The 13,889-nt window shown below is 70.7% G+C and carries 11 protein-coding genes; 6 read left to right on the plus strand and 5 right to left on the minus strand.

Annotation, left to right across the window (positions count from 1 at the left end; translation table 11 throughout):
* Positions 1-472 precede the first annotated feature (472 nt).
* Both NK718_RS21610 and NK718_RS21615 read left to right on the plus strand, forming a co-directional pair.
* Positions 473-2,452, plus strand: coding sequence for a M23 family metallopeptidase (locus NK718_RS21610; RefSeq protein ID WP_254746696.1), 1,980 nt, complete (start codon positions 473-475; stop codon positions 2,450-2,452).
* A 48-nt stretch (positions 2,453-2,500) separates the two neighbouring features.
* Positions 2,501-3,418 (plus strand): AEC family transporter, encoded by a 918-nt coding sequence (locus tag NK718_RS21615; RefSeq protein ID WP_254746699.1) that lies wholly within the window; start codon positions 2,501-2,503, stop codon positions 3,416-3,418.
* On the opposite strand, the gene gluQRS is transcribed toward NK718_RS21615, so the two are convergent.
* Positions 3,378-4,280 carry a tRNA glutamyl-Q(34) synthetase GluQRS gene (gene gluQRS / locus NK718_RS21620; RefSeq protein WP_254746702.1) on the minus strand — a complete coding sequence of 301 codons (903 nt, stop codon included), beginning with the start codon at positions 4,278-4,280 and terminating at the stop codon, positions 3,378-3,380. The two genes, NK718_RS21615 and gluQRS, sit on opposite strands and share 41 nt — an antisense overlap.
* Before the next feature lie 72 nt (positions 4,281-4,352).
* Between gluQRS and NK718_RS21625 the strand changes: the two genes are divergently transcribed.
* The 3 genes from NK718_RS21625 (at position 4,353) to NK718_RS21635 (ending at position 6,667) form a co-directional block, all read left to right on the plus strand.
* A complete protein-coding gene (locus tag NK718_RS21625; RefSeq protein ID WP_254746705.1) occupies positions 4,353-5,009 on the plus strand; it encodes a DNA-3-methyladenine glycosylase family protein in 657 nt (218 codons plus the stop codon).
* A gap of 63 nt (positions 5,010-5,072) precedes the next feature.
* Positions 5,073-6,230, plus strand: a complete 1,158-nt coding sequence (locus NK718_RS21630; RefSeq protein ID WP_254746708.1) for an iron-containing alcohol dehydrogenase — start codon at positions 5,073-5,075, stop codon at positions 6,228-6,230.
* Complete coding sequence (locus NK718_RS21635; RefSeq protein WP_254746710.1) at positions 6,227-6,667, plus strand: acyl-CoA thioesterase; 441 nt, start codon at positions 6,227-6,229, stop codon at positions 6,665-6,667. Before NK718_RS21630 ends, NK718_RS21635 begins: the two co-directional genes overlap by 4 nt.
* Here the strand turns inward: NK718_RS21635 and NK718_RS21640 are convergent.
* The 4 genes from NK718_RS21640 to NK718_RS21655 all read right to left on the minus strand — a co-directional run bounded on the left by NK718_RS21640 (position 6,664) and on the right by NK718_RS21655 (position 10,364).
* Positions 6,664-7,554 carry a DMT family transporter gene (locus NK718_RS21640; RefSeq protein WP_254746712.1) on the minus strand — a complete coding sequence of 297 codons (891 nt, stop codon included), beginning with the start codon at positions 7,552-7,554 and terminating at the stop codon, positions 6,664-6,666. The two genes, NK718_RS21635 and NK718_RS21640, sit on opposite strands and share 4 nt — an antisense overlap.
* A 6-nt stretch (positions 7,555-7,560) precedes the next feature.
* Positions 7,561-7,965: a (deoxy)nucleoside triphosphate pyrophosphohydrolase gene (locus tag NK718_RS21645; protein ID WP_254746714.1), complete on the minus strand. Its 405-nt coding sequence runs from the start codon at positions 7,963-7,965 to the stop codon at positions 7,561-7,563.
* Positions 7,966-8,044: 79 nt separating this feature from the next.
* Positions 8,045-9,286: a bifunctional glutamate N-acetyltransferase/amino-acid acetyltransferase ArgJ gene (gene argJ / locus NK718_RS21650; RefSeq protein WP_254746716.1), complete on the minus strand. Its 1,242-nt coding sequence runs from the start codon at positions 9,284-9,286 to the stop codon at positions 8,045-8,047.
* A gap of 145 nt (positions 9,287-9,431) precedes the next feature.
* Complete coding sequence (locus NK718_RS21655) at positions 9,432-10,364, minus strand: peptidylprolyl isomerase (RefSeq protein ID WP_254746718.1); 933 nt, start codon at positions 10,362-10,364, stop codon at positions 9,432-9,434.
* 268 nt (positions 10,365-10,632) lie between these two features.
* Between NK718_RS21655 and secA the strand changes: the two genes are divergently transcribed.
* Positions 10,633-13,431, plus strand: a complete 2,799-nt coding sequence (gene secA, locus NK718_RS21660) for a preprotein translocase subunit SecA (RefSeq protein WP_254746734.1) — start codon at positions 10,633-10,635, stop codon at positions 13,429-13,431.
* Positions 13,432-13,889: the final 458 nt, after the last annotated feature.

Genomic DNA, 13,889 nt, shown 5'->3' on the forward strand with positions numbered 1-13,889 from the left:
AGCTCACAGCGAAGATGCCTCATCAGCGCGCCAGCAAGTGGCCCGCCGTTCGTGAGCCGGTTTATAGGGATACCCACAGGACCTGTCAAACGGGTTTTTCGAAATTCTGCGAAAAAATCCGGCTTCGCATCGCCGAGACGCCCAAAAACGAGGCCCGGACTGGGATTTTCGCGCCGACGAAGCCCGGCTTTCCGGTGAAAACGCGTCGAACCCAGCTTTGCCGCACTCGCGCCACGATCATCGCACGATCTACGCCGCCGTTCGCGGCGTCCGGCAACTTCGGTTTCGGGCGAAGCGGCGGCGTTGACGCTGGCGGCTCCCGGCGGCAAGGTGGCGTCGACGTCGTGGTCGACGCGCCCGCGCGGACCGGCCCGACCGGATCCGCGCCGCGAGCCGTCCGACCCACAGAGGCCGTTGCGACCCGATGTCTCCTCCCTCGTCGAAAGCGACCCCGCGCACGGCAGGCTTCCTGATGTTCCCGGCCCGCGCGGGCGCTTCAGTGGAGCTCGGCCCCGAACCGCCTCTGGCCCGCGACGGCGAGCGCGGCGCGCATGACCGGCGCAGCATCAGCCTGCGATGGCTGTCGGGCACGGTGCTCACCGGGCTGCTCGGCGCGGGGCTGATCGGCGCGGCCATCTTCATCGCGCTCGACGGCGAGCTGACCTTCGCCGAGCGCGCCGAGCAGGCCTCCACCTCGGTGTCGCGCGCCGCCTCCGTCGACCGCTCGCCCAAGCGCGGCGACAAGCTGTTCGTCAGCGCCGACATCGTCTCGGCCAAGCAGGCCTTCCGCACGCCGACCACCATCCGCGTCGGCGACCGCGAGGTCATCAAGGTCAAGCCGTTCGTGCGCGTCGCCACCAACCTGGCGCTCGGCAGCCTCGGCTTCGCCGACGACGTGCCGCCCTTCAACCCGATGAAGATGTACGGCAACGACACCGCCGAGAAGGCGCCCGAGCCGGAGACGACCGAGGGCGACGCCGAGGTGTCGGTGCAGAAGAAGCCGCTCGCCGGCTATGCCGATGCGCCGGATTCCGGCGCGGTGCTGTCACAGGCGCAGGTCGAGGCGCAGATCGGCGAGGAGCGCAAGGCGGCGCTGTTCGTGGGGCAGCGGCCTAACGTGCCGCTGAGCTCGCAGCTCATGCTGACGCGGGCCCTGACGGCGGCCAGCGCGCTGCAGCCCGACGCGCCGCCGGCGCCGATCGGCACCGCGTTCTCGACCATGCAGGTGACCTTCTCGACCGAGAACGTGACGGTGAAGGAGAAGTCGCCGCCCCAGGAGAAGCAGGCCGCCGCGGCGCCCACCTCCGAGGAGCGCATGGTGACGGTGCGGCGCGGCGAGACCTTCGAGTCTGTGCTGCGCGGCAACGGGGCCGGCCCCAACGAGGTGCGCTCGATCGTCGCCGCGCTGGCGGGCCGCCTCAAGGAATCGCCGGTGCGCGAGGGCGGCCGCCTGAAGCTGCTGTTCGGCCCCTCGAGCGACGGGCGGCGGACGCTGCAGCTTTTGCGGGTGATGGTGATGGACGGCGACACGATCACCGCCATCGCCGCCGTCGACGACCGCAACGCCTTCGTCTCCGTGGCACCGCCTTTGACCGAGAGCCCCGCCACCGCCGACGAGGACGAGGAGGACGACACCGACGAGGCGAATGGCGGGCTGCGGCTGTTCGACAGCATCTACGAGACCGGCTTCAAGCACGACATCCCGCGCAACGTCCTCGACACCATCATCAAGGTCGCCTTCTACGATTTCGACCTGCAGCGCCGCGTCTCCGGCGGCGATACGTTCGAGGTGTTCTACGCCGAGGACGAGGAGAACGAGGGCCGCCCCGACGTGCTGTTTGCGTCGCTCTCGGTGGGAGGCCTGACCAAGCGCTACTACCGCTTCCAGCTCAATGACGACGTCATCGACTATTTCGACGACACCGGCAAATCCAACCGCAAGTTCCTCATCCGCAAGCCGATCGCGGAAGGCATCCTGCGCTCCACCTACGGCATGCGCTACCACCCGATCATGCGCTATTCGCGCATGCACACCGGCATCGACTGGGCCAACAGGATCGGCACCCCCATCATCGCGGCCGGCGACGGGCGGGTGAAGCTCGCCGGGTGGGAATCGGGCTACGGGCGGCGCGTCGAGATCGAGCACGCCTACAACTTCACCACCACCTACAACCACATGTCCGGGTTCGCGCGCGGCATCCGGGAGGGCGTGCGCGTGCGCCAGGGCCAGGTGATCGGCTATCTCGGCAGCACCGGCCTGTCGACGGGTCCGCACCTCCACTACGAGGTGCTGATCAACGGCAACTTCGTCGATCCGCTGTCGGTGAAGGTGCCACGCAGCCGCGACCTCGACGCGCAGCAGCTCCTCGCTTTCAAACGCGAGCGCGAACGGATAGACGAACTCATCAGCAAGGCGCCCACGGCCACGCGGCTGGCCGAACGCGCGCGCTGAGTTCGCGGGCGCATCCCTCCGGCGCGCCCATCTCCCCCGGGCGACCCGATGCTGCACGTCCTGACCATCGTCCTGCCGGTCTTCGGCCTGATCGTCCTCGGCTTCGCCGCGCGGCTGTCGGGCCTGGTCACCGACCGCGCCGGCGAAGGCCTCTCCGAGTTCGTCTTCGCCATCGCGGTTCCCGCGCTGATCTTCAAGACGCTGACCGCGGCGGCGATCCCGGCGGTGCAGCCCTGGGGATACTGGCTCGCCTATTTCTCCGGCGTCGCCATCGTGTGGACGATCGGAACCGTGGTGGCGCGGCGGTGGTTCGGCGTCGACCCGGCGGGCGGCGTGGTCGCCGGCTTCTGCTCGGCGCAGGCCAACACGGTGTTCGTCGGCGTGCCGCTGATCCTCGAGGCCTATGGCCGCGAGGGGGCCGTGCCGCTGTTCCTGCTGATCGCCATTCACCTGCCGATCATGGTCACGGTCGGCAGCATCCTCACCGAGGGGCGCGGGGCCAACCTGCCGCGCCTGGCGCGCCAGCTCGCCACCAATCCGCTGCTCGTCGCCATCGTCGTCAGCGTGGCGGTGCGGCTCGCCGACGCCGCCCTGCCCGGCCCGCTCCAGGCCATGGTCGACCTGCTCGGCTCGGCCGCCAGCCCGTGCGCGCTGTTCGCCATGGGCATCGCGTTGAAGCGCTACGGCTTCGGGCGGCAGATCGAGCTGGCCGGCGTGGTGACGGCGCTGAAGCTGATCCTGCATCCCGCGCTGGTCTACCTGTTCGCCATGCACGTGTTCAGCATGCCGCCGGTCTGGGCCGGCGTCGCCGTGCTGTTCGCCACCGCGCCGTGCGGGCTCAACGCCTATCTGTTCGCCGAGCGCTACAAGTCGGGCGTGGCGCTGACGGCCAGCGCCATTTCGCTGTCCACCATCGCCTCGGTGGTCACGACGACGGTCTGGCTGACGATCCTGGGCGTACGCTGAACCATCCGATCCGGGCGCGCGCCTCCTCCGGCGTCACGCCCTCAGCGCGCAACTGGCGCAGCGGGGTCGAGTCCAGGCTCTTGGCGAGCTTGCGCCCGTCGGCGTCCAGCAGCAGGGGATGGTGGTGGTAGACCGGCGTGGGCAGGCCGAAGAGCGCCTGGAGCAGGCGATGCAGGTCGGTCGCCGCCTCGAGGTCCGCGCCGCGCACGACGTGCGTCACGCCCTGCAGCGCGTCGTCGAGCACGACGGCGAGGTGATAGCTCGTCGGCGCGTCCTTGCGGCCGAGCACGGCGTCGCCCCACGCGACCGGCCGGGCCTCGACGAGGCGCGTCGCGCCGGTGTCCGGGTTCCAGTCCGTCCAGGTGAGCGGGCCGGGCGCGTCGGCCAGCGCGGCGTCCATGGCGAGCCGCCAGGCGTGCGGCTCGCCGTCCGCGATTCGCCGCGCCCGTTCCGCCGCCGGCAGCGCGCGGCACGGCCCCGCGTGCAGCGGCGCGCCGTCGGGGTCCCTCGGCCAGTCGGCCCCTTTCTCCGCCGCGAACCGGGCGGCCTGGGCCCGCGTGCAGAAACAGGGATAGAGGAGCCCGCGCGCCTTCAGCGTCTCCAGCGCCGCTGCGTAGCGGGCCATGTGCTCGGACTGGCGCAGCACCGGCTTCTCCCAGGAGAGGCCCAGCCAGGCGAGGTCCTCGTACACGCCGGCCTCGAATTCCGGCCGCGAGCGCTGCGCGTCGATGTCCTCGATGCGCAGCAGGAAGCGTCCGCCCATGCGCCGCGCCAGCTCCGCGTTGAGCAGCGCCGAGGCGGCGTGGCCGAGATGGAGCCAGCCGTTCGGCGAGGGCGCGAAGCGGAAAACGGGTTGCGGCACGCGGCGTTGTCCTTTCCAGTGCCGGCCTGATTATCATGGCGCGACGATCCCGGCATCGGGAAGGGAAGCCTCATGCTCGACTGCGACGAAGCCCTCGACCACGCGCTCGGCGAACTTCTGCGCGTCGACCCCGCCTTGCGCCCGCTCTACGAGGTCGCCGGCCGGCCGGCCCTGCGCAAGCGCGACCCCGGCCTGGAGGGCCTGGCCGGCATCGTCGTCGCGCAGCAGCTCTCGGTCGCCAGCGCGGCGGCGATCTGGCGGCGCTTCCGCGAGCGCTTCCCCAAGCTGGAGGCGGCGGGGCTGCTCGCCGCGACGGACGACGATTTGCGCCAGTGCGGCCTGTCCGCGCCCAAGATGCGCACGCTGCGCGCCATGGCGGAGGCGGTGCATTCCGGGGCGGTGCCGCTCGACGATCTCACCGAGCTTCCCGCCGACGAGGCCCACGCGCATCTGGTCACCATCAAGGGCATCGGCCCGTGGACGGCCGACATCTACCTGTTGTTCTGCATCGGCCATCCCGACGCTTTTCCCGAAGGCGACCTGGCGCTGCAGGAGGCACTGCGCATGGGCTTCGGCCTGCCCGAGCGTCCCTCGGCCAAGGCGCTCGGCGAGTTCGCGGAGCGCTGGCGGCCTTGGCGGGGCGCGGCGGCCAAGCTGCTCTGGGCCTATTACGGGGCTATGAAGCGGGGCGACGACGCGACCCCGCTGGGGTCCGGCAAGGCCGGCTGACCCCGCTTGCGCCCGGCCGGCGGGGCGATAGGCTGGCCCGCCCACACCCGACGCAGGTTCGCCATGACTCCCTTCGTGTTCAACACCGCCCGCTCCATCGTCTTCGGGTCGGGCTCCGTCGCCCGGCTCGGCGAGATCGCGCGGCGGGAGCTGGGGGAGCGCGTGCTCGTCGTCACCGACCCGGGCGTCGTGGCCGCCGGCCTGGTCGCGCCCGCCCTCGCGGCGCTGCGGGAGGCGGGCGTCGCGGCTCAACTGTTCGACCGGGTGGAGGCCGACCCGCCGGAGCCCGTCGTGCTGGCCGGCGGCGAGGCGGCGCGGAACTTCGGGGCGACCGGGGTGCTCGGGTTCGGCGGGGGATCGTCGCTGGACGTCGCCAAGCTCGTCGCGGTGCTGGCGCGCGGCGGGCAGGACCTCTCGTCCCTATACGGCGTCGGGCAGGTCCAGGGCTCGCGGCTGCCGCTGGCGCTGGCCCCCACGACGGCGGGCACGGGTTCGGAGGTGACGCCGATCGCCATCGTCACCACCGGCGAGGCGGAGAAGAAGGGCGTGGTGTCGCCCGTGCTGCTGCCGGACGTCGCGCTGCTCGATCCCGACCTGACGCTCGGCCTGCCGCCGCACGTGACGGCGGCGACTGGGATCGACGCCATCGTCCACGCCATCGAGGCCTACGCGTCGGCCTCGCCCAACAACAACCCGCTGTCGCGCCATCTGGCGCGCGAGGCCCTGCGCCTGCTCGGCCGGGGCCTGCTCCCGGCCGTCCGCGACGGTCGCGACGCGGCCGCGCGGGCCGACATGCTGCTCGGCGCGATGCTCGCCGGCCAGGCCTTCGCCAACTCGCCGGTAGCGGCCGTGCACGCGCTCGCCTACCCCATCGGCGGCCATTTCCACGTGCCGCACGGGCTCTCCAACGCGCTCGTCCTGCCGCACGTGATCCGCTTCAACGCGCCGCTCGCCGCCTCCGCCTATGCCGAGATCGCGCCCGACCTGTTTCCGCACCTGACGGAGATCGGCCAGCAGGCGCGCGCCCAGGCATTCGGCGAGGCGCTGGCCGGGCTCTCTCCGGCCTGCGGCCTTCCGACCCGCCTGCGCGATGTCGGCATTCCCGAGGACGCGCTGGAGATGCTCGCCGCAGACGCGATGAAGCAGACGCGGCTCTTGGTGAACAACCCAAGGCCGCTGGCCGAGGCGGACGCGCTGGCGATCTACCGGAGCGCGTGGTGAGCGGGCGGGTGGAGCGGGCGCGGCGCGGCCAGTATCGCCACTTCCTGCCGATCCAGACGCGCTGGTCGGACAACGACGCCTACGGCCACGTCAACAATGTCATCTACTACCACTGGTTCGACACGGTGGTGAACCGCTGGCTGATCGACAACGGGCTGCTCGACATCGCAAGCAGCCCTGTGATCAGCCTCGTCGTCGAGACCGGCTGCACCTATTTCGAGAGCGTCACCTACCCGGAGACGGTGGACGCGGGCCTTGCCGTCGAGCGCGTCGGCTCGAGCTCCATCGTCTACGTCGTCGCCATCTTCCGTCAGGGCTCGGACGAAGCCGCCGCGCAGGGCCGTTTCGTCCATGTCTGCGTCGACCGCGCGACCCAGCGGCCGGTTCCGATCCCGGACGCCATGCGGGAGAAGCTGCGGGCCCTGCTCCGGGACTAGGACCGGGGCGCAGTCGACACCATCCACACGCCGAACAGGATCACCGTCGCGCCGAGGATTTCGCGCGCGCCGACCGTCTCGCCGAGGAAGACGATGGCGAGCAGCGTCGCCCAGACGGGCAGGAGATAGCCGATCATCGACGCCCGGGTCGGGCCGGCGCGCAGGATCAGCGTCATGAACATGGTGATCGGCACCGCCGTGGCGACGACGCCCAGCGCCAGGATGGAGGGCCACGCCGCCGCGATCTGCCCGAGCGCCGGCGCCCCGACCAGCACCGTCATCAGGAACAGCGCGACCACGGCCGACACGGTCTGCTGGCCCAGCGCCAGCCGCTCGGCGGGAAAGCCGACGAAGAAGCGGGCGATGACATTGCCCACGGCGTAGCTGAGCGACACGGCCGCCATCGCCAGCACGCCGAGCGCGCCGCCGCCTTCGCCGTGCAGCGCCGCGGGGCCGATCAGCAGCATCATGCCGACGAAGCCGACGAGGACGCCGGCCAGCCGGCGCGGCGTCAGGGGTTCGTCGGCCAGCGCGACATGCGCGATGACGGCGACCATCAGCGGGCCGGACGCCTGGATCATCGAGCTGAGTCCGGCAGGGATCTGCGTCAGCGCGTAGGCGGTGAGCACGTTGGGCAGCCAGCCGTTCAGCGTGCCGAGCGCCAGCCACGGCACGAGCTCGCGCCGTTCCGGCAGCGGGCTCAGCCCGCGCGCCACGAACCACGCCGCGATCACCGAGGCCGCGATGCCGGCGCGGGAGCCGGCCAGCACCCAGGGCGAGGCGGAACCGGCGAGCTTCATGAACAGGAAGCCGCTCGACCACATCAGCGAGCAGGCCAGCAGGCGCAAAAGCAGGCCGGCGCGCGAAATGTCCCGATCCGCGATCATGCGCGCTCAGCCGCCCAGCAGGTCGATCAGGGCAGGGATCAGGGGCTCGTCCGCCGGCGGCATCGGAAAGTCCCGCAGGGCCCGCGGCCGCACCCATTTCAGCGCCTGGTGCTCGCGCGCCACGACGATGCCCTCCCAGCGCCGGCAGACCCACAGCGGCATCAAGAGGTGGAACGTCTCGTAGGCGTGGCTGGCGAAGGTCAGCGGCGCCAGGCACGGCTCCTTCACCGCGATGCCGAGCTCTTCCTTCAGCTCGCGGATCAGCGTCTCCTCCGGCCGCTCGCCGGGCTCGAACTTGCCGCCCGGGAACTCCCACAGGCCGGCGAGTTGCTTGCCTTCCGGGCGCTGCGCGATGAGCACGCGGCCATCGGCGTCGATGAGCGCGCAGGCGGCGACGAGCACAATTTTCAACGGAGTTCACCCGCTCGGTCTGGCGCGGCGCGCGAGGCGGCCTGTCGCCGTGAGGATGTGTCGGAGGCGGCGGGCTCGCTCAGCTGCGATAGTCGCCGTTGATCTCGACATACTCCTTGGTGAGGTCGCACGTCCAGACGGTGAAGGCGCCGCGGCCGAGCCCCAGGTCGACGCCGATCTCGATGTCCTGGCCCTTCATGTAGGCGGACACCTGCGCCTCGTCGTAGGAGGGATCGCGCGCGCCCTTCACCGCCACGCGGTGCGGCCCGAACGAGATGGCCAGCCGGTCGCGGTCCGCCGGCTCGCCGGCCTTGCCGACCGCCGCGACGACGCGGCCCCAGTTGGCGTCCTCGCCGGCGACGGCGGTCTTGACCAGCGGCGAGTCGGCGATCGACTTGGCGATCCGCTTGGCCGAGGCGGCGCTGACCGCGCCCTCGACGCGGACCGTGACGAAGTGGCGGGCGCCCTCGCCGTCCTTCACCACCTGGTGGGCGAGGTCGAGCAGCAGCGCGTCGAGCGCCTTGCGGAAGCCGGCGAGCCGGCGGTCGGAGGCGCTCTCGATGGTCGGGCAGCCGCGTTTGGCCGCCTGCCCCGTGGCGAACAGCATCAGCGTGTCCGAGGTCGAGGTGTCGCTGTCCACCGTGATGGCGTTGAACGAGGTCTTGACGCCGCGCGCCAGCAGCGCCTGCAGCACGTCGGCCGCGATGGGCGCGTCGGTGAACACGAAGGAGAGCATGGTCGCCATGTCGGGCGCGATCATGCCCGCCCCCTTGGCGATGCCGGCGATGTTGACCTCGACGCCGTCGATCGTCGCCTTGGCGCAGGCGCCCTTCGGATAGGTGTCGGTGGTCATGATCGCCTTGGCCGGCTCGCTCCACGACCCCGCGGAGGCGCGCCTGGCGCAGTCGTCGAGCACGCCCTCGAACTTGGTGGCGTCCAGCGGCTCGCCGATCACGCCGGTGGAGGCCAGCACGATCTCGCCGGGCCGGCAGCCGAGCGCCCGGGCGGCGATCTCCGCCGTCAGCTTCACGGCCTGCGCGCCGGTCTTGCCGGTGAAGGCGTTGGCGTTGCCGGAATTGACGACGAGGCCGCGCGCCTTGCCGCCCTGCAGCGCCTTGCGGCACCAGTCGACCGGGGCTGACGGGCACTTCGAGCGCGTGAAGACGCCGGCCGCCGTCGTGCCCTTGGCCAGCGCCACGAGCAGCACGTCGGTGCGGTTCTTGTATCGGATTCCCGCCGCCGCGGTGGAAAACGTAACGCCGTCGATGACGGGCATGTCGGGAAAGGAAGCGGGCGCGAGCGGAGAAATGGCGGTCGCCATGGCGGACCTCGACAAAAACGGCGGGACGATGCGGCGGAAGGGAACGGCGGGGAGCGGACGCGCCCCGCCGGGGTGTGGACAGGCCTGGGGAAAGCCTGTGGACAGTGTGTGGACGGGCGGGCCCGGCGAACCGGGCCCGGCCGGGTCAGGGCTTGGGCGCGGCGGGCGCGGCCGGAGCCGCCGGAGCCGCCGGAGCGGCGGGCGCGGCCGGCGCGCCGGCGGGCTTGGCCGCGTCGGCCGGCTGGTCGAGGCGCTCGACCTTACCCTTGGCGCGCAGCGCCATGATGATGTCGGTCTGCGCCTTGCGGGTGACGTACTGGGCGATCTGGTCCTTGACGTCGTCGAAGCTCGGCAGCGGCTTGGTGCGCTTGTCCTCGACCTTGATGACGTGCCAGCCGAACTGGCTCTTCACCGGGTCCGACACCTGGCCGACGTCGAGCTTGAAGGCGGCGTCGGCGAACTCAGGCACCATGCGGTCCTTGGTGAAGTAGCCGAGGTCGCCGCCCTCCTTGCCGGAGCCGGGGTCCTTCGACACCTCGCCGGCCACCTTGGCGAAGTCCTCGCCGGCCTTGAGGCGCGCCTCGACCTTCTTGGCGTCGTCCTCGCTCTCCACCAGGATGTGGCGGGCGCGGACTTCCTGTTCCGGCGTCACGCCCTTGATCGACTCGTCGTAGAGCTTCTTCATCGCCTCCGGCGTCGCGGCCTTCTTGGCCTCGGCGCCGAGATACTCGTCGAGCAGCAGCTTGTCGGTGAGGAAGGCGACCTTCGCGCCGAAGTCCGGGTCGGCGTCGAGCTTGGCCTCGCGGGCGGCGCGCGCCACCAGCTTGAGGTCGGAGACGTAGCCGATCAGGAAATCCCGCTTCTGGGCGTCGGTCGCCTGCGGCGGCAGGTTGCCCTGCATGTCCTCGGCCGCGAACTCCAGGTCCTTTTCGGTGATCGGCATGCCGTCCACCTTGGCCACGACCTTGGCCGGCGCGGCGGTCTGGGCGCGCGGCGCGGGCGCGGCGGCGAGCAGCGCCAGGGCTGCGACGGCGGCCAGCGCGGCCGGGCGGATAAACCTCGAGGGTGCAGCGAGCATTGATGTGTTTCCGATTGACGGCGTCGGAGCGAACAAGTGAAGCATGCTTGTGGCCAAGGCAAGGGCGCAGCGCGGCCCCGGTTTGAAAAACGGCTTGCCGCGCCCCATTTTGAGGCGTCGGCCCGCGCTTGCGCGCCCCCCGCCTGCCCGAAACCCTTGCTGACAAAGGGCATGCGTCGCGGCGCGGATGGCGCTATAAGCCCGTTCGAAGAATTGATCAGATCCCGCGCGGCCCCGGGCCGACGCAGCAGCTCCAGAAGGTTTCTCGATGTTCGGCGCACTTGCCAAGAAGGTGTTCGGCTCGGCCAACGATCGACGTCTCAAGACCTACAGGCCCCGGGTCGCCGCGATCAACGCGCTCGAGCCCGAGATCTCCCGCCTCACCGATGACGAGCTGCGCGGCAAGACGGACGAGTTCAGGGCGCAGCTGGCCGAGGGCAAGCCGCTCGACGCGCTGCTCGAGCCGGCCTTCGCCGTGGTGCGCGAGGCGGCCAAGCGCACGCTCGGCCAGCGCCATTTCGACGTGCAGCTGATCGGCGGCATGGTGCTTCACGAAGGCTCGATCTCGGAGATGCGCACCGGCGAAGGCAAGACGCTGGTGGCGACGCTGCCGACCTACCTCAACGCGCTCGCCGGCAAGGGCGTCCACGTCGTCACGGTCAACGACTACCTGGCCCGCCGCGACAGCGAGTGGATGGGCCAGATCTACCGCTTCCTCGGGCTCAGCGTCGGCGTCATCGTCCACGGCCTCGACGACGCCGAGCGCGCCGCCGCCTACGCGGCCGACATCACCTACGGCACCAACAACGAGTTCGGCTTCGACTATCTGCGCGACAACATGAAGTACGACCTGGCGCAGATGGTGCAGCGCGGGCACCACTTCGCCATCGTCGACGAGGTCGACTCGATCCTGGTCGACGAGGCGCGCACGCCGCTCATCATCTCCGGCCCGCTCGACGACCGCTCCGACCTCTACAACGGCATCGACAAGGTGCTGCCGAAGCTGGTCAAGGGCGACTACGAGGTCGACGAGAAGCAGCGCGCGGTGTCCCTCACCGAGGCCGGCAACGAGCATATCGAGCAGCTGCTCGAGGAGGCCGGCCTGCTCACCGAGGGCTCGCTCTACGACGCCGCCAACGCCACGCTGGTCCACCACGTCAACCAGGCCCTGCGCGCCCACACGCTCTTCCAGCGCGACAAGGACTACATCATCCGCAACGGCGAGGTTGTCATCATCGACGAGTTCACCGGCCGCATGATGCCGGGCCGCCGCTATTCCGAGGGCCTGCACCAGGCGCTCGAGGCGAAGGAGCACGTCCAGGTCCAGCCCGAGAACCAGACCCTCGCCTCGATCACCTTCCAGAACTATTTCCGCCTCTACTCCAAGCTGGCGGGCATGACCGGCACCGCCGCCACCGAGGCCGACGAGTTCCAGGACATCTACAAGCTGGAAGTGGTCGAGATCCCGACCAACGTCGCCGTCGCGCGAGTCGACGAGGACGACGAGGTCTACCGCACCGCCGCCGAGAAGCTGAAGGCGATCGTGCGCGAGATCGAGTCGGCGGCGGAGAAGGGCCAGCCGCTGCTGGTCGGCACCACGTCGATCGAGAAGTCCGAGCAGCTCGCCGACTTCCTGGTGGAGCACGGCTACAAGCTGATCGACTTCACCAACCCGCTGGCGCTTGAGCCGCTCTACGACGCCGCCCGCGAGGGCAGGCCCTCGAAGCACTTCGCGGTGCTGAACGCGCGCTTCCACGAGCAGGAGGCGTTCATCGTCGCCCAGGCCGGCGTGCCGGGCGCGGTCACCATCGCCACCAACATGGCCGGCCGTGGCACCGACATCCAGCTCGGCGGCAACGCCGACATGCGCATCCGCCACGAACTCGCCCACCTCGAGGACGGCCCCGAGCGCGACGCGAAGATCGCCGAGATCCGCGCCCAGGTGGCCGAACTCAAGCAGAAGGCGCTCGCGGCCGGCGGCCTCTACGTCATTGGCACGGAGCGCCACGAGAGCCGGCGCATCGACAACCAGCTGCGCGGCCGCTCCGGCCGCCAGGGTGACCCGGGCCGCTCCAAGTTCTTCCTGTCGCTGCAGGACGACCTGATGCGCATCTTCGGGTCCGAGCGCATGGACGGCATGCTGCAGAAGCTCGGCCTCAAGGAGGACGAGGCGATCATCCATCCCTGGATCAACCGGGCGATCGAGAAGGCGCAGCAGAAGGTCGAAGCCCGCAACTTCGACATGCGCAAGAACATCCTCAAGTACGACGACGTCATGAACGACCAGCGCAAGGTCGTGTTCGAGCAGCGCCGCGAGTTCATGGCCGAGGACAGCGTGCGCGGCACCATCGATGACATGCGCCACAGCGTCGTCGACGACATCGTCGCCCGCCACATCCCCGAGGGCGCCTATCCCGAGCAGTGGGACATTCCCGGCCTCGACGCCGACGCGCAGCGCCTGCTGGCGCTGGAGCTGCCGGTGGCCGAATGGGCCAAGGAGGAGGGCATCGCCGACGAGGAGATCCGCGAGCGCCTGAAGTCCGCCGCCGACGCCGGCTACGCCGACCGCGTGGAGCGCAACAGCGCCGAAGTGATGACCTATGTCGAGAAGCAGGTCCTGCTGCAGATGCTCGACCACCTCTGGCGCGAGCACCTGGTCACGCTGGACCATCTGCGCCAGGTGATCGGCTGGCGCGGCTACGCGCAGCGCGACCCGCTGAACGAGTACAAGCAGGAGGCGTTCGAGCTGTTCGACGGCCTCATCACGCATCTGCGCGAGCAGGTGACCGCGCAGCTCATGCGCGTCGAGGTGATGTTCCAGCAGCCGGAGGAGCCCTCGCTGCCGCCGATGCAGGCCTCGCATATCGACGCCACGACAGGCCAGGACGAATTCGGCGGCGTCGACGTCAGCGCCCGCGCCGCCGCGGCGCTCGGCATCTCGGCCGACGACCCGTCCGCCCGTCGCGATCCGAACGACCCCGCCACCTGGGGCCGTGTCGGCCGCAACGAGCCGTGCCCGTGCGGCTCCGGCAAGAAGTTCAAGCACTGCCACGGCGCCCTCGTCTGAGCCGAGGCGGCCTCTAGAAGTTCCCGCCGCCCCGGACGGAGCGGCGGGTTGAGCGGACGCCAGTGCGCCCGTCCCCGGAACCCCGCAGCGTCCGCGCCAAGGGCGGGCCCAAGGCCCGCGCCCCGCGCAGCGCCAAAGGGCGGACGCCAGTCCGCCAGTCCCCGGAACCCCGCAGCGTCCGCGCCAAGGGCGGACGCCAGTCCGCCCGTTCCCGGAACCCCGGAGTGACAGCGGAGGGGTGTCCGGGAGCCAGCGTAGGAATGTTGCCGCGAAGCGGCGCTCAATGGAAAAGACCATCAGGACGCGCTGACGCGCGACATTGTTGCGCTGGGCCCCGGGCCTGCCTCCGCCAAGGCTCCGGCATCCCGGGGATGGGCGGGGCGGAGGCCCGCGCTCCCGGGCACGGCGCGAATGGGCGAACACAGTCCGCCACCCCGTTCCCGGAACCCCGGAATCCC

It is taken from the genome of Alsobacter ponti (genome assembly GCF_024294805.1).
Taxonomy (GTDB): Bacteria; Pseudomonadota; Alphaproteobacteria; order Rhizobiales; family Beijerinckiaceae; genus Alsobacter; species Alsobacter ponti.

Bases quoted from the DNA above. Each gene is read 5' to 3' on its own strand.
- NK718_RS21640 (WP_254746712.1), bottom strand. From the start codon at position 7,554: ATGATCGCGGATCGGGACATTTCGCGCGCCGGCCTGCTTTTGCGCCTG.
- NK718_RS21630 (WP_254746708.1), top strand. From the start codon at position 5,073: ATGACTCCCTTCGTGTTCAACACCGCCCGCTCCATCGTCTTCGGGTCG.
- NK718_RS21610 (WP_254746696.1), top strand. From the start codon at position 473: ATGTTCCCGGCCCGCGCGGGCGCTTCAGTGGAGCTCGGCCCCGAACCG.
- argJ (WP_254746716.1), bottom strand. From the start codon at position 9,286: ATGGCGACCGCCATTTCTCCGCTCGCGCCCGCTTCCTTTCCCGACATG.
- NK718_RS21625 (WP_254746705.1), top strand. From the start codon at position 4,353: ATGCTCGACTGCGACGAAGCCCTCGACCACGCGCTCGGCGAACTTCTG.
- secA (WP_254746734.1), top strand. From the start codon at position 10,633: ATGTTCGGCGCACTTGCCAAGAAGGTGTTCGGCTCGGCCAACGATCGA.
- NK718_RS21615 (WP_254746699.1), top strand. From the start codon at position 2,501: ATGCTGCACGTCCTGACCATCGTCCTGCCGGTCTTCGGCCTGATCGTC.
- NK718_RS21655 (WP_254746718.1), bottom strand. From the start codon at position 10,364: ATGCTCGCTGCACCCTCGAGGTTTATCCGCCCGGCCGCGCTGGCCGCC.